The sequence below is a fragment of the Streptomyces sp. NPDC046465 genome (genome assembly GCF_040646035.1).
In the GTDB taxonomy this organism is placed as follows: Bacteria; Actinomycetota; Actinomycetes; order Streptomycetales; family Streptomycetaceae; genus Streptomyces.
The window spans coordinates 205,063-225,760 of record NZ_JBEYZK010000006.1; the positions used below are offsets into that span (position 1 = coordinate 205,063).

At 69.8% G+C, this 20,698-nt stretch carries 18 protein-coding genes, 1 pseudogene and 1 riboswitch; of the genes and pseudogenes, 12 read left to right on the forward strand and 7 right to left on the reverse strand.

Going from position 1 to position 20,698, the window contains the following annotated elements:
- Nucleotides 1-323: 323 nt before the first annotated feature.
- Together whiG and ABZ953_RS11880 are read left to right on the forward strand one after the other, a co-directional pair.
- The gene (gene whiG / locus ABZ953_RS11875; protein WP_361720710.1) at nt 324-1,166 is read left to right on the forward strand and encodes an RNA polymerase sigma factor WhiG; all 843 of its coding nucleotides are present in this window, start codon (nt 324-326) and stop codon (nt 1,164-1,166) included.
- A 104-nt stretch (nt 1,167-1,270) separates the two neighbouring features.
- Nucleotides 1,271-1,828, forward strand: coding sequence for a helix-turn-helix domain-containing protein (locus ABZ953_RS11880; protein WP_361721019.1), 558 nt, complete (start codon nt 1,271-1,273; stop codon nt 1,826-1,828).
- A gap of 104 nt (nt 1,829-1,932) precedes the next feature.
- Here ABZ953_RS11880 and ABZ953_RS11885 read toward each other — a convergent pair whose 3' ends face one another.
- Entirely contained in the window at nt 1,933-2,478 is a 546-nt protein-coding gene (locus ABZ953_RS11885) for a M23 family metallopeptidase (RefSeq protein ID WP_361720713.1), read from the reverse strand.
- Nucleotides 2,479-2,885: 407 nt separating this feature from the next.
- Between ABZ953_RS11885 and rpsB the strand changes: the two genes are divergently transcribed.
- The 9 genes from rpsB (at nt 2,886) to ABZ953_RS11930 (ending at nt 12,826) form a co-directional block, all read left to right on the forward strand.
- Entirely contained in the window at nt 2,886-3,836 is a 951-nt protein-coding gene (gene rpsB, locus ABZ953_RS11890; RefSeq protein WP_361720715.1) for a 30S ribosomal protein S2, read from the forward strand.
- Between the two features lie 100 nt (nt 3,837-3,936).
- Complete coding sequence (gene tsf / locus ABZ953_RS11895) at nt 3,937-4,773, forward strand: translation elongation factor Ts (RefSeq protein ID WP_361720718.1); 837 nt, start codon at nt 3,937-3,939, stop codon at nt 4,771-4,773.
- A gap of 185 nt (nt 4,774-4,958) precedes the next feature.
- Nucleotides 4,959-5,720, forward strand: a complete 762-nt coding sequence (gene pyrH, locus ABZ953_RS11900) for a UMP kinase (RefSeq protein WP_361720721.1) — start codon at nt 4,959-4,961, stop codon at nt 5,718-5,720.
- Nucleotides 5,721-5,876: 156 nt separating this feature from the next.
- A complete protein-coding gene (gene frr, locus ABZ953_RS11905) occupies nt 5,877-6,434 on the forward strand; it encodes a ribosome recycling factor (protein WP_361720724.1) in 558 nt (185 codons plus the stop codon).
- Between the two features lie 32 nt (nt 6,435-6,466).
- Nucleotides 6,467-7,576, forward strand: coding sequence for a phosphatidate cytidylyltransferase (locus ABZ953_RS11910; protein WP_361720728.1), 1,110 nt, complete (start codon nt 6,467-6,469; stop codon nt 7,574-7,576).
- A gap of 103 nt (nt 7,577-7,679) precedes the next feature.
- A complete protein-coding gene (gene rlmN, locus ABZ953_RS11915) occupies nt 7,680-8,786 on the forward strand; it encodes a 23S rRNA (adenine(2503)-C(2))-methyltransferase RlmN (protein WP_361720731.1) in 1,107 nt (368 codons plus the stop codon).
- Between the two features lie 65 nt (nt 8,787-8,851).
- Nucleotides 8,852-8,968: riboswitch (TPP riboswitch) on the forward strand.
- Between the two features lie 77 nt (nt 8,969-9,045).
- Nucleotides 9,046-10,131 (forward strand): thiamine ABC transporter substrate-binding protein, encoded by a 1,086-nt coding sequence (locus tag ABZ953_RS11920; protein ID WP_361720734.1) that lies wholly within the window; start codon nt 9,046-9,048, stop codon nt 10,129-10,131.
- Nucleotides 10,107-11,798, forward strand: a complete 1,692-nt coding sequence (locus tag ABZ953_RS11925) for an iron ABC transporter permease (protein ID WP_361720737.1) — start codon at nt 10,107-10,109, stop codon at nt 11,796-11,798. Before ABZ953_RS11920 ends, ABZ953_RS11925 begins: the two co-directional genes overlap by 25 nt.
- Nucleotides 11,798-12,826, forward strand: coding sequence for an ABC transporter ATP-binding protein (locus ABZ953_RS11930; protein ID WP_361720740.1), 1,029 nt, complete (start codon nt 11,798-11,800; stop codon nt 12,824-12,826). Before ABZ953_RS11925 ends, ABZ953_RS11930 begins: the two co-directional genes overlap by 1 nt.
- 28 nt (nt 12,827-12,854) lie before the next feature.
- On the opposite strand, the gene ABZ953_RS11935 is transcribed toward ABZ953_RS11930, so the two are convergent.
- The 6 genes and pseudogenes from ABZ953_RS11935 to ABZ953_RS11960 form a co-directional block, all read right to left on the reverse strand.
- Entirely contained in the window at nt 12,855-13,997 is a 1,143-nt protein-coding gene (locus ABZ953_RS11935; protein ID WP_361720743.1) for a Rossmann fold nucleotide-binding protein, read from the reverse strand.
- Nucleotides 13,998-14,121: 124 nt separating this feature from the next.
- A complete protein-coding gene (locus ABZ953_RS11940) occupies nt 14,122-14,526 on the reverse strand; it encodes a VOC family protein (protein ID WP_361720745.1) in 405 nt (134 codons plus the stop codon).
- 143 nt (nt 14,527-14,669) lie between these two features.
- Nucleotides 14,670-15,845 (reverse strand): hypothetical protein, encoded by a 1,176-nt coding sequence (locus ABZ953_RS11945; protein WP_361720748.1) that lies wholly within the window; start codon nt 15,843-15,845, stop codon nt 14,670-14,672.
- 377 nt (nt 15,846-16,222) lie between these two features.
- Nucleotides 16,223-16,912, reverse strand: a pseudogene (locus tag ABZ953_RS11950) (ATP-binding cassette domain-containing protein); the annotation flags it as partial.
- A 218-nt stretch (nt 16,913-17,130) separates the two neighbouring features.
- Nucleotides 17,131-18,516: an aspartate aminotransferase family protein gene (locus ABZ953_RS11955; RefSeq protein WP_361720751.1), complete on the reverse strand. Its 1,386-nt coding sequence runs from the start codon at nt 18,514-18,516 to the stop codon at nt 17,131-17,133.
- Nucleotides 18,501-18,941 (reverse strand): Lrp/AsnC family transcriptional regulator, encoded by a 441-nt coding sequence (locus ABZ953_RS11960; RefSeq protein WP_150215914.1) that lies wholly within the window; start codon nt 18,939-18,941, stop codon nt 18,501-18,503. Before ABZ953_RS11960 ends, ABZ953_RS11955 begins: the two co-directional genes overlap by 16 nt.
- Nucleotides 18,942-19,211: 270 nt before the next feature.
- Here ABZ953_RS11960 and ABZ953_RS11965 point away from each other — a divergent pair, with 270 nt between their 5' ends.
- Entirely contained in the window at nt 19,212-20,651 is a 1,440-nt protein-coding gene (locus ABZ953_RS11965) for a gamma-aminobutyraldehyde dehydrogenase (protein WP_361720754.1), read from the forward strand.
- Nucleotides 20,652-20,698 lie beyond the last annotated feature (47 nt).

The following is a 20,698-nucleotide window of genomic DNA, read 5'->3' on the forward strand; positions in this document are numbered from 1 at the left end:
ACGGTTCGGGGTCGTCACGCAGAGCGACCGGGTCGACTTGCTGGAGCGCCCAGCGGAACGTATCTGCGCCCGCGCGATCCCCTACTCTTCGCTCACTGCAACACTTCAGTCACGCTACGCTCACAAGGATTCCGGCACGGACAGGCAACCAGACGGACAACCTCATTCATTCCACGCACGCTCCCCATCGCACCGGCGCGAGCGACACCGGCGACTCGACCGGTTCGCGCGAGGCCACTGATCCACGCGATCTCCCCAGTCCACGCGATCTCCCCAGTCCACGCGACATCACCGGTTCACGGCAGAACGGCTCAAGGCGACGAATGCCCCAGCACACCTCAGGGTCCGACCGGGCAGCGGTTCCCCCCGCCGCTCGTAGCGGCGAGCGGGAGCGGCCTCCCGCGCCGTCGTCGCTGGACGAGCTGTGGCGGTCGTACAAGGAGACGGGCGACGGGCGGCTGCGCGAGCAGCTGATCCTGCACTACTCGCCGCTGGTGAAGTACGTCGCGGGCCGGGTGAGCGTGGGGCTGCCGCCCAATGTCGAGCAGGCCGACTTCGTCTCGTCCGGGGTGTTCGGGCTGATCGACGCGATCGAGAAGTTCGACATCGAGCGGTCCATCAAGTTCGAGACGTACGCGATCACGCGCATCCGTGGCGCGATGATCGACGAACTGCGAGCGCTCGACTGGATCCCCCGGTCCGTGCGGCAGAAGGCACGCAATGTCGAGCGGGCCTACGCCACGCTGGAGGCGCAGCTGCGACGGACTCCCTCGGAGGGGGAGGTCGCCGCCGAGATGGGAATCGCACTGGAGGAACTGCACGCGGTTTTCAGCCAGTTGTCGCTGGCGAACGTGGTGGCCCTGGAGGAGCTGCTGCACGTCGGCGGCGAGGGTGGCGACCGGCTGAGCCTGATGGACACGCTCGAGGACCACGCGGCCGACAACCCGGTGGAGGTAGCCGAGGACCGGGAACTGCGGCGGCTGCTCGCGCGGGCGATCAACACGCTGCCGGAGCGTGAGAAGACCGTCGTAACGCTCTACTACTACGAAGGCCTCACGCTCGCCGAGATCGGCAATGTGCTCGGGGTGACCGAGAGCCGGGTGAGCCAGATCCATACGAAGTCCGTGCTGCAGCTGCGGGCGAAGCTGGCCAGTTTTGGCCGCTGAGCGCGCTGAATCGTCCCTGCCCGAGGGCGTGCGCGCGGGAGCGGCTCCCGCGCGCGGCGTCCCGTCCGTAAAGTGGAGCTGTGCCAAGGATTCGAGCGGCCTCAGTGGCCGAGCACCGGTCGATGCAGCGCGGCGCCCTGCTGGACGCCGCGCGTTCCCTGCTGTCCGAAGGCGGTACGGAGGCGTTGACCTTCCCCGCCCTCGCTGAACGAACCGGGCTCGCCCGGTCCTCCGTGTACGAATATTTCCGGTCACGGGCAGCCGTGGTGGAAGAGCTGTGCGAGGTCGACTTCCCCGTCTGGGCGGCGGAGGTGTCGGCGTCGATGGAGGGCGCGGGATCGGCCGAGGGCAAGGTCGAGGCCTATGTGCGGCGGCAGCTGGCACTGGTGGGGGACCGACGGCACCGGGCCGTGGTCGCCATCTCCGCGAGCGAGCTCGACGCCGGGGCCCGGGAGAAGATCCGTGCCGCGCATGGCGGTCTCATCGCGATGATCGTCGAGGCGCTCGAGGAGCTGGGGCACGAGCAGCCCCGTATGGCGGCGATGCTGCTCCAGGGCATCGTGGACGCGGCGGTGCGGCGGATCGAGCTGGGTGCCGCCGAGGAGCCCACGGCCATCACCGAGGCGGCCGTGGCCATGGCTCTGCGGGGTGTGCGGGGCTGAGTCCTTGGATGCCGGGGGTCACGTATGCCGGTACCGGGGGTCACGTATGCCGGGGGTCACGCATGCCGGGGGTCACGCATGCCGGGGGTCACGCATGCCGGGGGTCACGGTATGCCGGTGGTCACCGGCAGCAGGCGGGACGGGCCCCGGTGCAGGAGCCATGGGGGCAGCAGGGTCAGGGGATCCAGGTAGGTTCCGGCCCTGAGCAGGCCCCAGTGGAGGCAGCTTCCCGGGCAGTGGCTCGTCGGGAGCTCCATGGTGCCGACCACGTCGCCCGCCTCCACCTCGTCGCCCGCCCTCAGTGACGCCCTCACCGGTTCGTATGTCGTGCGCAGAGGCGGATCACCCGTGCCGTCCAGTTCCACCGAGACCACGCCTCTGCCCGCCACCCGGCCCGCGAAGGCGATCCGGCCGGGGGCCACGGCCCGTACCGCACTGCCCGGCGGCGCGGCGAGGTCCACGCCCCGGTGACCCGCGCCGTACGGGGTCGAGGGCGGGTCCCACGCACGGATGACCTCGGGGCGGGTGCCCACCGGCCAGGAGGCGGCCGGGGACGGAGTCGGGGACGGGGCCGGGGTCGAAGGCGCGGGCGAGGGCAAGACGGTCGCGAGCAGGGCTGCCAGCACCGGCAGCAGAAGTTCCAGGCGCATGGGAGAACCGTCCCGCGCCGGGTCCCGCCGTGGGGATCATGGACCGGATCTGTGGATGACCGGGCGGTTGTGGATATCGGCGTCACCCGGTCGTGGGAGCCGGGGTGGGATCTGTCGTGGGGGCGGCCATGAGAGCTGCCGTCAGAGCTGCCACGGGAAGCCGCGTCCGCCCCGCGGACCGCCGTCACCTGGGCATCGACGGCGGCGTCACCCGCCACCCCGTGGGTCCCGTACACTTCTCGTGGCGATCCGGGTCACCGGGTCGACTTCGCACGCCCCGGCACCTGGCCATGAAACAGCCGGTGTCAGCGCCCCTCGGTCCCTCGTGGGCAAGGCGCGGAGCGGGCGTCAGGCGCGAGTGCCGTCCGGCACACGCGGCACAACCGAGATTCTCAAGGAGAACGGCCATGGCCGTCGTCACGATGCGGGAGCTGCTGGAAAGCGGCGTCCACTTCGGTCACCAGACCCGTCGTTGGAACCCGAAGATGAAGCGCTTCATCTTCACGGAGCGCAACGGCATCTACATCATCGACCTGCTCCAGTCGCTGTCGTACATCGACCGCGCCTACGAGTTCGTCAAGGAGACCGTTGCCCACGGCGGCACGGTCATGTTCGTCGGCACGAAGAAGCAGGCGCAGGAGGCCATCGCGGAGCAGGCCACCCGCGTCGGCATGCCCTACGTCAACCAGCGCTGGCTGGGCGGCATGCTCACCAACTTCTCGACTGTCTACAAGCGCCTGCAGCGCCTGAAGGAGCTCGAGCAGATCGACTTCGAGGATGTGGCCGCGTCCGGCCTCACCAAGAAGGAGCTGCTCGTCCTCTCCCGCGAGAAGGCCAAGCTGGAGAAGACCCTCGGCGGTATCCGCGAGATGTCCAAGGTGCCCAGCGCCGTCTGGATCGTGGACACCAAGAAGGAGCACATCGCGGTCGGCGAGGCCCGGAAGCTCAACATCCCGGTCGTCGCCATCCTCGACACCAACTGTGACCCCGACGAGGTCGACTACAAGATCCCGGGCAACGACGACGCGATCCGCTCCGTCACCCTGCTCACCCGCGTGATCGCCGACGCCGTCGCCGAGGGCCTCATCGCCCGTTCCGGCGTGGCCACGGGCGACCAGAAGCCGGGCGAGAAGGCCGCCGGCGAGCCGCTCGCCGAGTGGGAGCGCGACCTGCTCGAGGGCGAGAAGAAGGCGGACTCCGAGGAGGCTGCCAAGGCCGAGGAGCCGAAGGCCGCCGAGGCCGAGGCCGAGGTTCAGAAGTCCGCCGAGACGGAGAAGGCCGCCGACGCCGAGCAGGCCGAGGCCCCCGCCGAGGTTGCCGCCGTCGAGGCGCCCGCCGCGGACGCCGAGCAGGCCTGACCTCACAGGTTCGGTAGTTGACGGCGGGGGCCCATCGGCCCCCGCCGTTCACCCGTAGACCTCCGTAGATCTTTCAGACTTCGAGAGAGAATTTTCGATCATGGCGAACTACACCGCCGCTGACGTCAAGAAGCTCCGTGAGCTCACGGGCGCCGGCATGATGGACTGCAAGAAGGCGCTCGACGAGGCCGATGGCAGCGTCGACAAGGCCGTCGAGGCGCTCCGCATCAAGGGCCAGAAGGGCGTCGCCAAGCGCGAAGGCCGCTCTGCCGAGAACGGCGCGGTGGTCTCCCTCATCGCCGACGACAACACCTCCGGTGTCATCGTCGAGCTGAAGTGCGAGACGGACTTCGTCGCCAAGGGTGACAAGTTCCAGGCCGTGGCGAACAACCTCGCCGCCCACATCGCCAAGACGTCCCCGGCCGACCTCGAGGCGCTGCTCGCGTCCGAGATCGAGGCCGGTAAGACCGTCCAGGCGTACGTCGACGAGGCCAACGCCAACCTCGGCGAGAAGATCGTCCTTGAGCGCTTCGCGCAGTTCTCGGGCGCCTACGTCTCCGCGTACATGCACCGCACGATGCCCGACCTGCCCCCGCAGATCGGTGTCCTCGTCGAGCTGGACAAGGCAGACGCCGCTGTCGCCAAGGGCATCGCCCAGCACATCGCCGCCTTCGCGCCGAAGTACCTCTCCCGTGAGGACGTCCCGGCCGAGGTCATCGAGACCGAGCGTCGCGTCGCCGAGGAGACCACCCGCGCCGAGGGCAAGCCCGAGGCCGCGCTGCCGAAGATCGTCGAGGGTCGTGTCAACGGCTTCTTCAAGGAGGCCACCCTCCTCGGTCAGCCGTACGCGCTGGACAACAAGAAGTCGGTCGAGAAGGTTCTCGCCGAGGCCGGTGTCACCCTGAAGCGCTTCGCGCGCATCAAGGTCGGCATCTGAGTCCGTACCGCGATCGACGGTAGACCCCGCTAGGGTCGACAGCGGTCGCCCGCGCACGGTCCTCGTGCGCGACGTACGACCGCAGGATCTGACGAGGAGGCCACTGCCGAGCATGGGATGCGAACGACACCCCACCGGCAGTGGCCTTCTTCGCATGTGTGCCAAGTAAGAGAAGCGAGAACCACATGACCACCAAGGCCGACTCGAAGAGTGACGACGACAAAGTTGCCGGACGCTTCCTGCTGAAGCTCTCCGGCGAGGCGTTCGCCGGTGGAGGCGGCCTCGGGGTCGACCCTGACGTGGTGCATGCCATCGCCCGCGAGATCGCGGCCGTCGTCCGTGACGGCGCGCAGATCGCCATCGTCATCGGCGGCGGCAACTTCTTCCGCGGCGCCGAACTCCAGCAGCGGGGCATGGACCGGGCCCGCTCCGACTACATGGGCATGCTCGGCACGGTCATGAACTGCCTCGCTCTCCAGGACTTCCTGGAGAAGGAGGGCATCGAGTGCCGCGTCCAGACCGCCATCACCATGGGTCAGGTCGCGGAGCCGTACATCCCGCTGCGCGCCGTGCGGCACCTGGAGAAGGGCCGTGTAGTCATCTTCGGCGCCGGCATGGGCATGCCGTACTTCTCCACCGACACCACCGCCGCGCAGCGCGCCCTGGAGATCGACGCCGAGGCGCTGCTCATGGGCAAGAACGGCGTGGACGGGGTCTACGACTCCGACCCCCGGACCAACCCCGACGCGGTGAAGTACGACGCTCTCGGCTACGGCGAGGTCATCACCCAGGACCTGAAGGTCGCCGACATGACGGCGATCACGCTGTGCCGGGACAACAAACTGCCCATCCTCGTCTTCGAGCTGCTCTCCGAAGGCAATATCGCCCGGGCCGTCAAGGGTGAGAAGATCGGCACACTCGTGGGCGACCAGGGAAACCGGGCCTGACCTCCGGGACCTGGACCAGCCTCAAGGGACCTATGCGAGACGGCCTTTGAGGGGATGGACAAAGCCCTGCCGGTCGGACACCGTGCAGGAAAGACACGCGACGCAGCCGGCCACCCCGTGCCGGCCGGGCCTACTCAAGACACGCAGGAGCAAGTGGTGATCGAAGAGACCCTCCTCGAGGCCGAGGAGAAGATGGAGAAGGCCGTCGTGGTCGCCAAGGAGGACTTCGCCGCGATCCGCACCGGCCGTGCGCACCCGGCGATGTTCAACAAGATCGTGGCTGACTACTACGGCGCGCTTACGCCGATCAACCAGCTGGCCTCGTTCTCGGTGCCCGAGCCGCGGATGGCCGTGGTGACCCCGTTCGACAAGAGCGCGCTGCGCAACATCGAGCAGGCGATCCGGGACTCCGACCTCGGCGTCAACCCGAGCAACGACGGCAATATCATCCGTGTGACGTTCCCCGAGCTGACCCAGGACCGTCGCAAGGAGTACATCAAGGTCGCCAAGACCAAGGCCGAGGACTCCAAGATCTCGATCCGGTCGATCCGTCGCAAGGCCAAGGAGGCCCTCGACAAGGCGATCAAGGACGGCGACATCGGTGAGGACGAGGGCCGCCGCGGTGAGAAGGAGCTCGACGACACCACCGCCAAGTACGTCGCCCAGGTGGACGAGCTGCTCAAGCACAAGGAAGCCGAGCTGCTCGAAGTCTGAGTCTCGAGTCCGAGGAATCAGGGAACCGATCCGTGAACGACTCTTCCTGGGGGGCGCCGCCCAGAGCCGGGTATTGGGGGCCGCCCGACCACGGACCTGGTCAGGGGGCGACCCCGCCAGGTCCCGCGTACGATGCGCAGGACGCGCTGTTTCCGTCTGAGACACAGCCCATGCCCATCGTGCCCGACGTACCCGTGAACGGCGGAGACCAGGACGACGACCGGGGGGCCACTCCGATGGGCGGCCCCCTGTTCCGTGACGAGCCTCCGCAGGAGCCCATGCCCAGCGCACCTCAGCCGCAGCCCGCCCCGGTGGCACCGCAGAAGAAGAGCGCGGGCCGCGATCTCGGGGCGGCCATAGGAGTCGGTGTGGGACTCGGCGCGGTGATCATCGCGTCGCTTTTCATCGTGAAGGCCGTCTTCATCGGCGTCATAGCGGTCGCTGTCGTGGTCGGCCTCTGGGAGCTCACGTCGCGGCTCGAGGAGCGCAAGAGCATCAAGGCGCCGCTCGTGCCGCTCGCGGTGGGCGGCGCGGCGATGGTCGTCGCCGGGTATGTGCGGGGGACGGAGGGTGCGTGGGTCGCGATGGCCCTCACCGCGCTCGCGGTCCTCGTCTGGCGCATGACCGAGCCTCCCGAGGGCTATCTGAAGGACGTCACGGCGGGGGTCTTCGCCGCCTTCTACGTCCCGTTCCTCGCCACGTTCGTGGCGCTGATGCTCACCGCCGACGACGGCCCGAAGCGGGTGCTCACCTTCCTGCTCCTGACCGTGGTCAGCGACACCGGTGCGTATGCGATCGGCTGGCGCTTCGGCAAGCACAAGCTCGCGCCGCGCATCAGCCCCGGCAAGACCCGCGAGGGCCTGGTCGGCGCGGTCACCTTCGCGATGGCCGCGGGCGCGCTGTGCCTGCAGTTCCTGATCGACGACGGCGCGTGGTGGCAGGGCCTGGTGATCGGCTTCGCGGTGGCGGTGAGCGCCACGCTCGGCGACCTCGGCGAGTCGATGATCAAGCGGGACCTCGGCATCAAGGACATGGGCACGCTGCTGCCGGGACACGGCGGCATCATGGACCGCCTCGACTCGCTGCTGCCGACGGCGCCGGTGGTCTGGCTGCTGCTCGTGCTGTTTGTCGGGTCGGGCTGAGCGACTTGGCGTACGCCGTCTGACCTGCGTATATGTGGGTGAGGGGCTCGTTGTCCACAGGGCGGCGGGCCCCTTGTCGTATGTCTGCGACACTGGATGGACCATGCCTGTACCCGGAGAACTCACTTTCGTCGCGCCCCGCGGAGCCAAGAAGCCGCCGCGGCACCTCGCCGACCTCACGCCCGCTGAGCGCAAGGACGCCGTCGCCGCCATCGGCGAGAAGCCGTTCCGCGCCAAGCAGCTCTCGCAGCACTACTTCGCGCGGTATGCGCACGACCCGGCGGAGTGGACCGACATTCCCGCCGGTGCGCGCGAGAAGCTCCGTGAGGCGCTGCTGCCCGACCTGATGTCCGTGGTGCGGCACATCAGCTGTGACGACGACACGACGCGCAAGACGCTGTGGCGGCTCTTCGACGGGACGCTCGTGGAGTCGGTGCTCATGCGGTATCCGGACCGGGTGACCATGTGCATCAGCTCGCAGGCGGGCTGTGGGATGAACTGCCCGTTCTGTGCCACGGGGCAGGCCGGTCTGGACCGGAACCTGTCGACCGGTGAGATCGTGCACCAGATCGTCGACGGGATGCGCGCGCTCAGGGACGGCGAGATTCCGGGCGGGCCCGCGCGGCTCTCCAACATCGTCTTCATGGGCATGGGTGAGCCGCTGGCCAACTACAACCGCGTGACCGGCGCCATCCGCCGCCTCACCGACCCGGAGCCGGACGGCCTCGGCCTGTCGCAGCGCGGGATCACGGTGTCGACGGTGGGCCTCGTGCCCGCCATCCACCGGTTCTCCGACGAAGGCTTCAAGTGCCGGCTCGCGATCTCGCTGCACGCGCCGGACGACGACCTCCGCGACACCCTCGTACCGGTGAACACGCGGTGGCAGGTGCGGGAGGTGCTCGACGCGGGCTGGGAGTACGCGGCCAAGTCGGGCCGTCGCCTCTCCATCGAGTACGCGCTGATCCGCGACATCAACGACCAGGCATGGCGTGGTGACCGGCTCGGGCGGCTGCTCAAGAACAAGCCGGTGCACGTCAACCTGATCCCGCTGAACCCGACGCCGGGCTCGAAGTGGACCGCGTCGCGCCCCGAGGACGAGAAGGCGTTCGTGGCGGCCATCGCCGCCCACGGGGTGCCGGTCACGATCCGGGACACCCGGGGCCAGGAGATCGACGGAGCGTGCGGCCAGCTCGCCGCGGCCGAGAGGTAGGCCGAGGGGTAGTCTGACGGGCGTGCGGGCGTACGCCTCGTATATGGATCCGCTATACATCTGCATATTTCCGACAGGGGAGCGCCACAGCGCTGAGAGTGCGGCACCTTGGACAGGTGGGCCGCAGACCCTCTGAACCTCGCCCGGGTCATTCCGGGTAGGGAGTTCGGGCACGACTCAAGCTGTAGCGCCCTGCCCGCGGCCACCCGGCCGGCGGGCGGGGCCGCGTCTCTTCCTGGACACCCAGGAGGAAGTTTCAGTGAGCACCACCAAGAAGGTCACGTTCACCGCGGTGGCGGTGGGCATCGGGCTTGTCGCCGTCTCCGCGTGCGGCAGTTCCGACGGCGGTTCCGGGACGTCCGGCTCCAAGAGCGTGACGCTCGTCAGCCATGACTCCTTCAACGTCTCCAAGGACGTCCTCAAGGACTTCGAGAAGCGTTCCGGTTACCAGGTCCACGTCCTCAAGGACGGCGACGCGGGCGCCGCGGTGAACAAGGCGATCCTCTCCAAGGACAACCCGCAGGGCGACGTCTTCTTCGGCGTCGACAACACGCTCCTGTCGCGGGCGCTCGACAACGGCCTCTTCCAGACGTACGAGGCCAAGGGCTCGGAGCGGATCAAGCCGGAGTTCCGGGTCGACGGGGACAAGCGCCGGGTGACGCCCGTGGACAGCGGCGACATCTGCGTGAACTACGACAAGAAGTACTTCGCCGACAAGAAGCTGGCGCCGCCGAAGTCCTTCGAGGATCTGACCAAGCCCGCTTACAAGGACCTGCTGGTCACCGAGAACACCTCGACGTCGTCGCCCGGCCTCGGCTTCCTGCTCGGCACCGCCGCCAAGTACGGCGACGACCGCTGGCAGGGCTACTGGAAGAAGCTCAAGGCCAACGGCGTCAAGGTCGTCGACGGCTGGGAGCAGGCCTACAACGAGGAGTTCTCCGGGTCCGCGGGAGGCAGGAAGGCCAAGGGCGACCGGCCGCTCGTCGTCTCCTACGCCTCCTCGCCGCCCGTCGAGGTGCTCTTCGGCAAGCCGCAGCCCAAGGAGGCGCCGACCGGCGTCGCGACCGGCACCTGCTTCCGCCAGGTCGAGTACGCGGGCCTGCTCAGCAACGCCAAGAACACCAAGGGCGGCAAGGCGCTCCTGGACTTCCTCGCGGGCAAGGAGTTCCAGGAGGACATGCCGCTGAACATGTTCGTGAACCCGGTGCGCGAGGGCACCAAGCTGCCGGAGCTGTTCACGGAGCACGGGGTGACCGTCGACAAGCCGCAGACCATGGACCCGAAGAAGATCGCCGACAACCGTGAGCCGTGGATCAAGTCGTGGACCTCGCTCGTACTGAAGTGACGAAGTCCCGTCCCTGCGCGCGCTTCAGCAGGGGGAGCGCGGCGCGGCTCGGCCTGATGACCGGGCCCGTCGCGTTCTTCGCGCTCTTCTTCGCCTATCCGGTCTCGGCGATCGTCGCGCGCGGGCTGCACGTCGACGGCGTCTGGCAGTTCGGGCGGATCACGGAGGTGCTCGGGCAGTCCGACATCCGGCACGTGCTGTGGTTCACCACCTGGCAGGCGCTCGCGTCGACGGCGCTGACGCTGCTGATCGCGCTCCCCGGCGCGTACGTCTTCGCGCGCTTCGACTTCCCCGGCAAGCAGGCGCTGCGGGCCGTCGTCACCGTGCCGTTCGTGCTGCCGACGGTCGTCGTCGGGACGGCCTTCCTCGCGCTGATCGGGCGGGGCGGGCTCTTCGACGAGCTGTGGGGCGTCCGCCTGGACACCACCGTCTGGGCGATCCTGCTCGCGCACGTCTTCTTCAACTACGCGGTCGTCGTCCGCACCGTCGGCGGGCTCTGGTCGCAGCTCGACCCGCGGCAGGAGGAGGCCGCGCGGATGCTCGGCGCCTCGCGCTGGACGGCGTGGCGGACGGTCACGCTGCCCGCCCTTGGACCGGCGGTGGCCGCTGCCGCGCTCATGGTGTTCCTCTTCACCTTCACCTCGTTCGGCGTCGTGCAGATCCTCGGCGGACCCGCGTACTCCACCCTCGAAGTGGAGATCTACCGGCAGACCGCCCAGCTGCTCGACCTGCCGACGGCCGCCGTCCTGACGATCGTGCAGTTCGCGGCGGTGGGGCTGATCCTCGCCGTGCACGCGTGGACGGCACGGCGGCGCGAGAGCGCGCTGAAGCTCGTGGACGCCGCGGCCGTCGCGCGTCGGCCGCGCGGGGCGGGGCAGTGGACGCTGCTCGGAGTAGTCGTCGCGACGGTCGCGCTGCTGATCCTGCTGCCGCTCGGGGTGCTGATCCAGCGGTCCTTCGACGGTCCCGACGGCTTCGGGTTCATGTATTACAAGGAGCTGACCTCGGCGGACGGCGGGGCCTTCCTCGTGCCGCCGATCGAGGCGATCTGGAACTCCTTGCAGTACGCGGTCGTGGCCACCGCCATCGCGGTCGTCATCGGAGGGCTCGCCGCCGCCGCGCTCACGCGCCGTGCCGGGCGCCTCGTCCGCGGCTTCGACGCGCTGCTCATGCTGCCGCTCGGGGTCTCCGCGGTGACCGTCGGCTTCGGATTCCTGATCACGCTGGACAAGCCGCCGCTCGATCTGCGGGCCACCTGGATCCTGGTACCGCTGGCCCAGGCGCTGGTCGGCGTGCCCTTCGTCGTACGCACCATGCTGCCGGTCCTTCGCGCGGTGGACGGACGCCTGCGTGAGGCGGCTGCCGTGCTCGGCGCCTCGCCGCTGCGGGCCTGGCGGGAGGTCGACCTGCCGATGGTGCGGCGGGCGCTGCTGATCGCCGCCGGGTTCGCCTTCGCCGTGTCGCTCGGCGAGTTCGGGGCGACCGTCTTCATCGCACGGCCGGACAACCCGACGCTGCCGGTCGCCGTGGCGCGGCTGCTCGGCCGGGCCGGTGACCTCAACTACGGGCAGGCGATGGCCCTTTCGACGATTCTCATGGTGGTGTGCGCGGTGTCGCTATTGCTCCTGGAACGCGTTCGGACGAACCGCACCACGGGGGAGTTCTGATGACGGACGCCCTGCTGAGGCTGCGGAACGCGACGGTACGTTTCGGGGCGCGGGCCGTGCTCGACGCCGTCGACCTCGATGTCGACGAGCACGAGATCGTCTGCGTGCTCGGGCCGAGCGGCAGCGGCAAGTCGACGCTGCTGCGGGCGGTCGCCGGGCTCCAGGGGCTCGACGGGGGGCAGGTCCTCCTCGGCGGTCGCGACCAGCGCGGGGTGCCCGCGCACAAGCGGGGCGTCGGCCTGATGTTCCAGGACCACCAGCTCTTTCCGCAGCGCGACGTGGCGGGGAACGTCGCGTTCGGGCTGCGTATGCACGGCGCGTCGCGGGGCGAACAGGCGGACCGCGTCGCCGAGTTGCTTGACCTCGTCGGGCTGCCGAACGCACAGCGGCGCGCGGTGGCCTCACTCTCGGGCGGCGAGCAGCAGCGGGTCGCCCTCGCGCGAGCGCTGGCCCCGCGGCCCCGCCTCCTGATGCTCGACGAGCCGCTCGGCCAGCTCGACCGCTCACTGCGGGAACGCCTGGTCGTCGAACTCCGGGAACTCTTCGACGAGCTGGGCACCACCGTGCTCGCCGTCACGCACGACCAGGGTGAGGCCTTCGCCCTCGCCGACCGCGTCGTCGTCATGCGCGACGGCCGGATCGCCCAGTCCGGCACGCCACTTGAGGTGTGGCAGCACCCGGCGGACGAGTTCGTGGCGCGCTTCCTCGGCTTCGACAACGTCGTCGACGCGGCGGTGAAGGGCGGGGTCGCCGCGACGGTGTGGGGCAGCATCCCGGTACCGACGGGAACGCCCGCCGGACGGCACAAGATCCTGGTGCGCCCTGCCGGGGTGCGGCTCGTCTCCCTCGACGAGGGGCTGCCGTGCGAGGTGGTGGCCCGCACGTTCCGCGGTACGCACGTCGCGGTGCGCCTGCAGCCGAAGGAAGGCCCGCGCCTTGAGGCGGCCTGCGCGCTGCGCGAGGCACCGGGGGTGGGCGAGACGGTGGGGGTCGCGTTTGATGCGGGGGATGTGGTGGTGCTCGGCTGAGGGCGACGGGGAAAGACCCGTTACCCCGTTACCCCGTCACCGCTCCGAGCCTTCGCAGTGCCGCCGGTGCGTCCTCCACCCGGTCCACCAGCGCGATCCGCGACTCCATCGAGCGGTCGCGGGCCAGTGACTGGAGCAGGGGCCATACCGGCAGGTGTTCGGTCCAGTGGGTGTGGTCGACCAGGACCATGGGGGTGGGTTCGCCGCGCGACTCGTAGTAGTTGGGCGTGGCGTTGTCGAAGACCTCCTGGACCGTGCCGGCCGCGCCCGGCAGGAAGACGACGCCCGCGTTCGAGCGGGCCAGGAGGCCGTCCTCGCGGGTGGCGTTGGCGAAGTACTTGCCCAGGTGGGAGGCGAACGCGTTCGGCGGCTCGTGGCCGTAGAACCAGGTGGGGATGCCCACCGAGGAGCCACCGGCGGGCCAGCGCTCGCGGACCGCGAACGCCGCCTGCGCCCAGTCGGTGACCGACGGCGTGAACGACGGGGCCTTGGCGAGGAGCGCCAGGGCGTCGTCCAGCATGCCGTCGTCGAGGGGCGCCGCGTAGCCGCCGAGGTTCGCGGCCTCCATCGCGCCGGGACCGCCGCCCGTCGCGACCGTGAACCCCGCGCGGGCCAGCGCGCGGCCGAGGCGTGCCGCACCGGCGTAGGCGTCGGTGCCGCGGGCCATCGCGTGGCCGCCCATGACGCCCGCCACCCGGGCCCCGACGAGGTGCTCGTCGAGGGCGTCGGAGATGGAGTCGTCGTGGATGGCGCGCAGCATCGACGAGAACACGTCGCCGTCGGCCTTGGTCCGCTGGAACCAGGCGTACGCGGTGGCGTCCGGCGTCGCCTCGTACCCGCCCTCGGCGAGGCCGGAGAACAGGTCGTCGGGGGTGTACAGCAGCCCGCGGTAGGGGTTGAACGGCAGCCCCGGGACCGGCGGGAAGACCAGTGCGCCACCGGCCCGCACCTTCGCCGCCGCGTCCTCGCGCATCGGGCAGCCGAGGAAGACGGCGCCCGCGACATCGGCGGCGAGGAGCGCGGAGGTCCGCTCCGTCAGGTCGACGGCCTGGACGCGGCACCCCGCGAGGGCGCCACGGCCGGAGACCTCGTCGAACTCGGCGAGGGTCTCGATCTCACGGTCCTCGCCGGGGAGTTGCGGGGCGGATGCGTGTTCGGGAGTCGGCTGCATCCGCCCATGCTAAGCAGGGGGCGCGGAGAGGGTCGGTCCGTGGGTGCCCCGGGCCGTTCCGCCCCACCTCTCGACCGACGCGGCCCCCGGCTCGCGCCCCCGCCCCCGGCTCCGGCTCCGGCTCTCAGCCCTGGACCTGCGACGGGTCCATCCACATGATTTCCCAGGTGTGGCCGTCCAGGTCGTCGAACGCGCGGCCGTACATCATGCCGTAGTCCTGGACCTTCCCGGCCGTGCCACCTGCGGAAATCGCCTTGTCGACGAGCTCGTCGACCTTCTCTCTGCTCTCCGCGCTCAGACAGATCAGCGTCTCGCTGGTCTTGGTGGAGTCCGCGATCTCCTTCTGCGTGAAGTTCGCGTAGTGCCCCTTGCTCAGCATCATCGCGACGATGGTGTCGCTGATCGTCACGCACGCGCATTCGTCGGTCGAGAACTGCGGGTTGATCGAGTAGCCGAGCTCCGTGAAGAACTTCTTCGTCGCGGCGACGTCGGACACGGCCAGGTTCACGAAGATCATCTGCTGGTACATGAGTGTCTCTCCCGGTGAGTGCGTGTGCCTTACGGAGGGTTAGACATCCGTTCGACACAGAACTCATCGCCCGGCGGAAACTTTTCTCATGACTTTCTCTCGGCCTCTCAACGTGCCGGTCAGCGTGCCTCTCAGCGCGCCGGTCAACGTGCCAGCGGCAGCGCGGCCAGCTCCGCGACGATCCAGGTCAGCGGCCCGAACACGGCGGCGAGCGCGCCCGCGCGGAGCGCCGCCGAACCGCGAAGGAGTGTCGCGGGCGCCCCGAGTTGCAGCAGCGCGCCCGTCGTGTGCGAGCGGGACTGCTTGGCCTCGACGGCCGCCGTGGCCAGGGTCAGGACCGCGCAGCCCGCGACGAGCAGCCCGCCGAGCGTGGTGAGCGGGCCCACCCGGGGGCTCGGCCCCGCGTACAGGATGAGCGACGCGTACGCGCCCGACGCCACCGCGCACAGCACCCCGAGCGGTCGTCCGATGCGCCGCGCCTCCTCCTGCAGGACACGTCCGGCGAGCAGCCGTGCCGCGCCGGGCCGCACAGCCTGCAGGATCCGTCCGCTGAGATAGGTGAGGCCGGGGCCCGCGAGCACGAGGCCGAGGGCGGTCAGGGCCCAGCCCGCGAGGACACCCACCGGGCTGCCGTCGGCGCCGCCCGGCATCGGGAAGCCGCCGCGCGCACGGCCGTCGGAGCCGCTCGCGTACGTTTCCACGGCGAGGCCCGCCGCGAGCAGCGCGACGCCCCAGGGCAGACCGCCCGGCGGCCGGGCCGGAGCGGCCGGGTCCGCGGCGGGCGCCGGGCCGTCCACCGCGCCGGTGGCCTTGACGGGCCGCGGCCGCAGTACGAGGGCGCTCGCGGCCGACGCGGCGGCCGGGACCAGCGCGAGCAGGGTCAGCGCGCCCGCGAGCGGCAACGGTTCGCCGCCGGCGAGCAGGTCGGTCGCCGCCCCGTCGAAGGGCAGCCCGCTGATGTCGCCGCGCAGGTGCAGGAAGAACAGCAGCGCCACCATGGAGCCGAGGACGCAGGACACGGCCGTGGAGATCGCCGCGAGCACCGCCAGGCGGCCGGGGCCGAGGCCCACCGCGGAGAGCCCGCCGCGCGGCCGGGTGCCGGGGTCGGTGCGGGCCACGGCGACGGCGAAGTACACGGTGGCGGTGATCGGCGCGAGGCACCACGCGAGACGCAGCACGGCACCCGCTCCGGGGTGCTCCATCGCGTACGCCAGGGTGCACAGCAGCATGAAGCCGGTGCCGGCGGACGCGGCGGCCACGAGGAGGCGCCGCAGTTGGACGAGGGGGTGCGCCCCGCGGGCTAGACGGAGAGCGAGCACGCGGCCCGGCCTTCCGTGGCGGGGACGGGGGCGCCGGTGCCGGGGGTGGCCGTGGCCTCGGCTGCTCCGACGGGTGCGGAGCCGACGGCCGGGTCGGACGCGCCTGGCGCACTTGGCGTAACGGGCGCATCTGGCGCACCGGGCACATCGGGTACCTCGGACGCCTCAGGTGCCGCAGACGCCTCAGATGCCGCAAGCACCTCAGATGTCGTGGGTGTCTCTGGCGTATCGGCTGAACTCGTCGCGTCGACCGGGCTCGGAGTCTCGGTCTCGTCGGCGGCACCGGCTGCGCCAACCGCACCGGCAGCCGCAGCCGCACCCGAGGCCGCACCCGAGGCCGCCCCCCGCCCCCCACCTCTCACGAGCCCCTCCCCGCCCGGCAGATGCACCGTGTTGACGCGGCGGCCGTCGAGCAGCGCCACCGTTCGGTCGGCGAGTGTGGCGACGTCCGCGTCGTGCGTGGCCAGGACGACGGTGATGCCGTGCGAGCGGGCCGCCGTCGTCAGGGTGCGCAGGGCGTGGGCGCGGTCGGCGCGGTGCAGGGTGGCGGTGGGCTCGTCGGCGAAGAGGACGGACGGCGTGGTGACCAGGGCGCGGGCGATGGCGATGCGCTGACGCTCGGACTGCAGCAGGGCGTGCGGGCGTTTACGGGCGCACGTGCCGATGTCGAGCCGGTCGAGCCACTCCAGGGCGGCGGGCTTGGAGACCCGGTGGGAGGCGCCGCGCAGCATCAGCGGCAGCGCGACGTTCTCCCAGGCGGTGAGTTCGGGGACGAGCTGCGGTTCGGGGTCGATCCAGCCGAAGCGGTCGCGGCGCAGGCGTTCGCGTACGAGCGAACTCATCGTGTGGACGGGGGTGCTGTTGAACCACACCTCGCCCTGCTGGGGGAGCCGCTGCCCCGACAGGCACTGCAGGAGTGTCGTCTTGCCGGAGCCGCGCGGGCCGTTGACGGCGAGGATCTCGCCCTCGCGGACACCGAGCGAGACGCCGGTGAGGGCGGGGGAGCCGTTGTGTGTGACGTGGAGTGCGCGTGCCCACAGCACGTCGTTGTCCGGCGGGGCCACCATGGCGTACACCTCGGTTCAGATCAGCTCGACTCCCCCGTACGGGGGAACGAAGGCGGGGCCGATCGGTCACTGGGCACGCTATGGATTCGGGCGGAATGCCCGGAAACGACGCGGCCCGGGGGCGCCCGTTCTCACTCGAACGGGCGCCCCCGGGGCCGGTGTTGATCACTCGATCACACCATGGGTCACACCAAGCAAGCTATGGGTCACGCCATGGGTCAGAGCTTCGTCCACGCCTCCGTGAGGACCTCGCGCAGGATCCCCTCGATCTCGTCGAAGGTCTCCTGGGTGGAGATCAGCGGCGGGGCGAGCTGGACGACCGGGTCACCGCGGTCGTCGGCGCGGCAGTACAGGCCGTTCTCGAAGAGCGCCTTGGAGAGGAAGCCGTACAGGACGCGCTCGGTCTCCTCGTCGTTGAACGTCTCCTTGGTGGCCTTGTCCTTCACGAGCTCGATGCCGTAGAAGAAGCCGTTGCCGCGGACGTCGCCGACTATCGGCAGGTCGTGCAGCTTGCGCAGGGTCTGGTAGAACGCGTCCTCGTTGTCGAGGACGTGCTGGTTGAGACCCTCCTTCTCGAAGATGTCGAGGTTGGCGACGCCGACCGCGGCCGACACGGGGTGGCCGCCGAAGGTGTAGCCGTGCAGGAAGGTGTTGTCGCCCTTGTAGAACGGCTCGGCGAGCTTGTCCGAGATGATGCACGCGCCGATCGGGGAGTAGCCCGAGGTCATGCCCTTGGCGCAGGTGATCATGTCCGGGACGTAGCCGAACTTGTCGCAGGCGAACATCGTGCCGAGGCGGCCGAAGGCGCAGATGACCTCGTCCGAGACGAGCAGCACGTCGTACTTGTCGCAGATCTCGCGCACGCGCTGGAAGTAGCCGGGCGGGGGCGGGAAGCAGCCGCCCGCGTTCTGCACCGGCTCAAGGAAGACGGCGGCGACGGTCTCGGGGCCCTCGAAGAGGATCTCCTGCTCGATCTGGTCGGCGGCCCAGCGGCCGAAGGCCACAGGATCATCGGCGTGAGCGTGGCTCGGCGCACGGTAGATGTTCGTGTTCGGCACCTTGTGCGCGCCCGGGACGAGCGGCTCGAAGGGGGCCTTCAGGGCGGGCAGACCGGTGATGGACAGGGCGCCCTGCGGGGTGCCGTGGTAGGCGACCGCGCGCGAGATGACCTTGTACTTCGTGTGGTTGCCGGTGAGCTTGTGGTACTGCTTCGCCAGCTTCCAGGCGGTCTCGACGGCCTCGCCGCCACCGGTGGTGAAGAAGACCTTGTTGAGGTCGCCCGGCGCGTAGTCGGCGAGACGCTCCGCCAGCTCGACGGCCTTCGGGTGGGCGTAGCTCCAGACCGGGAAGAAGGCCAGCTCCTGCGCCTGCTTGTACGCGGTCTCGGCGAGCTCGTGACGACCGTGACCGGCGTTGACCACGAACAGGCCGGAGAGGCCGTCGAGGTACTTCTTGCCCTTGTCGTCGAAGATGTAGGTGCCCTCGCCACGCACGATGGTGGGCACGGGTGCGTTCTCGTAGTCCGACATGCGGGTGAAGTGCATCCACAGGTGGTCGTACGCGGTTTGGCTGAGGTCCTTGCTCACGGCTATCGGGTTCCCCACATATAGGTCTGCTTCTTGAGCTTGAGGTAGACGAAGCTCTCGGTGGAGCGCACGCCGGGGAGGGCGCGGATGCGCTTGTTGATGACTTCGAGCAGGTGGTCGTCGTCTTCGCAGACGATCTCCACCAGGAGGTCGTGCGAGCCCGCGGTCATCACCACGTACTCGGCCTCCGGCATGGCGGCCACTGCGTCCGCGACCGGGTCCACATCGCCCTCGACGTCGATGCCGACCATCGCCTGCCTGCGGAAGCCCACGGTGAGCGGGTCCGTGACGGCGACGATCTGCATCACGCCCTGATCGAGCAGCTTCTGGACGCGCTGGCGCACGGCTGCCTCGGACAGGCCCACGGCCTTGCCGATGGCGGCGTACGGACGGCGTCCGTCCTCCTGGAGCTGCTCGATGATCGCCAGAGAGACGGCGTCCACGGGGGGAGTGCCGTTCCCGTTGCCGCTTCCGCCCGGGTTTCCGGTGCGGGAGCCGCGAGGGCTGCTGGGGTCTGCGCTGCGACTGGCCACGAGCTCACTCTGCACGACGTCTCGTCACTTCCGCAAGGCCAGATCGATGAAATTCGTTGTCTGAGACTTCAATCGTCACGGATTCCGCAGTTCTGGGCCGCTGGGTATGTTGAAAGCGTCGGTGCAGCGACTAGGGTGGGTGTCTCATCCACTGGACATCTGACTTGGAGGGCCGCGGAAGTGACCACCGAGCTGCGCCGTCTGCGCAACTACATCAACGGAGAATTCCGGGACGCGGCCGACGGACGGACCACCGAGGTCATCAACCCGGCGAACGGCGAGGCGTACGCGACCGCGCCGCTGTCGGGTCAGGCCGACGTGGACGCCGCCATGAAGGCCGCCGCCGACGCGTTCCCCGCCTGGCGCGACCTGACGCCCGCCGAGCGGCAGAGGGCCCTGCTCAAGATCGCCGACGCGTTCGAGGAGCGGGCCGAGGAGCTCATCGCGGCCGAGGTCGAGAACACCGGCAAGCCGACCGGACTCACGCGGTCCGAAGAGATTCCGCCCATGGTCGACCAGATCCGCTTCTTCGCGGGCGCGGCCCGGATGCTCGAAGGCCGCGCCGCCGGTGAGTACATGGAGGGTCTGACCTCCATCATCCGCCGCGAGCCGATCGGCGTCTGCGCGCAGGTCGCGCCGTGGAACTACCCGATGATGATGGGCGTCTGGAAGTTCGCCCCGGCGCTCGCCGCGGGCAACACCGTCGTCCTGAAGCCGTCGGACACGACGCCCGCGTCGACCGTCCTGATGGCCGAGATCATCGGCTCCATCGTGCCGCCCGGCGTCTTCAACGTCGTCACGGGCGACCGCGACACCGGCCGCGCCATGGTCGAGCACCCCACCCCGGCGATGGCCTCCATCACCGGCTCCGTGCGCGCCGGCATGCAGGTCGCCGAGTCCGCCTCCAAGGACCTCAAGCGGGTCCACCTGGAGCTCGGCGGCAAGGCGCCGGTCGTCGTCTTCGAGGACACCGACATCGCCAAGGCCGTCGAGGACATCTCGGTGGCGGGCTTCTTCAACGCGGGCCAGGACTGTACGGCCGCCACGCGCGTGCTCGTCCACGAGTCCATCCACGACGACTTCGTGACGGCCCTCGCCAAGGCCGCCGCCGACACGAAGACCGGCCAGCCGGACGACGAGGACGTGCTCTTCGGCCCGCTCAACAACGCCAACCAGCTGAAGCAGGTCACCGGCTTCATCGAGCGGCTCCCCGCGCACGCCAAGGTCGAGGCGGGCGGCCAGCGGGTCGGCGAGAAGGGCTACTTCTTCGCGCCGACCGTGGTGTCGGGCCTGAAGCAGGACGACGAGATCATCCAGAACGAGGTCTTCGGACCCGTCATCACCGTGCAGTCCTTCACGGACGAGGCGCAGGCCGTCGAGTACGCGAACGGCGTCGAGTACGCGCTCGCCTCCTCCGTCTGGACCAAGGACCACGCGCGCGCGATGCGCATGTCCAAGGTCCTCGACTTCGGCTGCGTCTGGATCAACACGCACATTCCGCTCGTCGCGGAGATGCCGCACGGTGGCTTCAAGAAGTCTGGTTACGGCAAGGACCTCTCGGCGTACGGCTTCGACGACTACACGCGCATCAAGCACGTGATGACGTCGATCGAGGGCTGAACCGCCCAACCATGTGGGGCCTTCCGCCGGAAGCGGGAGGCCCCACA

Coding starts and splice junctions, on each gene's coding strand:
- whiG (WP_361720710.1), top strand. CDS start 324: ATGCCCCAGCACACCTCAGGGTCCGACCGGGCAGCGGTTCCCCCCGCC.
- ABZ953_RS11885 (WP_361720713.1), bottom strand. CDS start 2,478: ATGCGCCTGGAACTTCTGCTGCCGGTGCTGGCAGCCCTGCTCGCGACC.
- rpsB (WP_361720715.1), top strand. CDS start 2,886: ATGGCCGTCGTCACGATGCGGGAGCTGCTGGAAAGCGGCGTCCACTTC.
- tsf (WP_361720718.1), top strand. CDS start 3,937: ATGGCGAACTACACCGCCGCTGACGTCAAGAAGCTCCGTGAGCTCACG.
- pyrH (WP_361720721.1), top strand. CDS start 4,959: ATGACCACCAAGGCCGACTCGAAGAGTGACGACGACAAAGTTGCCGGA.
- rlmN (WP_361720731.1), top strand. CDS start 7,680: ATGCCTGTACCCGGAGAACTCACTTTCGTCGCGCCCCGCGGAGCCAAG.
- ABZ953_RS11930 (WP_361720740.1), top strand. CDS start 11,798: ATGACGGACGCCCTGCTGAGGCTGCGGAACGCGACGGTACGTTTCGGG.
- ABZ953_RS11935 (WP_361720743.1), bottom strand. CDS start 13,997: ATGCAGCCGACTCCCGAACACGCATCCGCCCCGCAACTCCCCGGCGAG.
- ABZ953_RS11940 (WP_361720745.1), bottom strand. CDS start 14,526: ATGTACCAGCAGATGATCTTCGTGAACCTGGCCGTGTCCGACGTCGCC.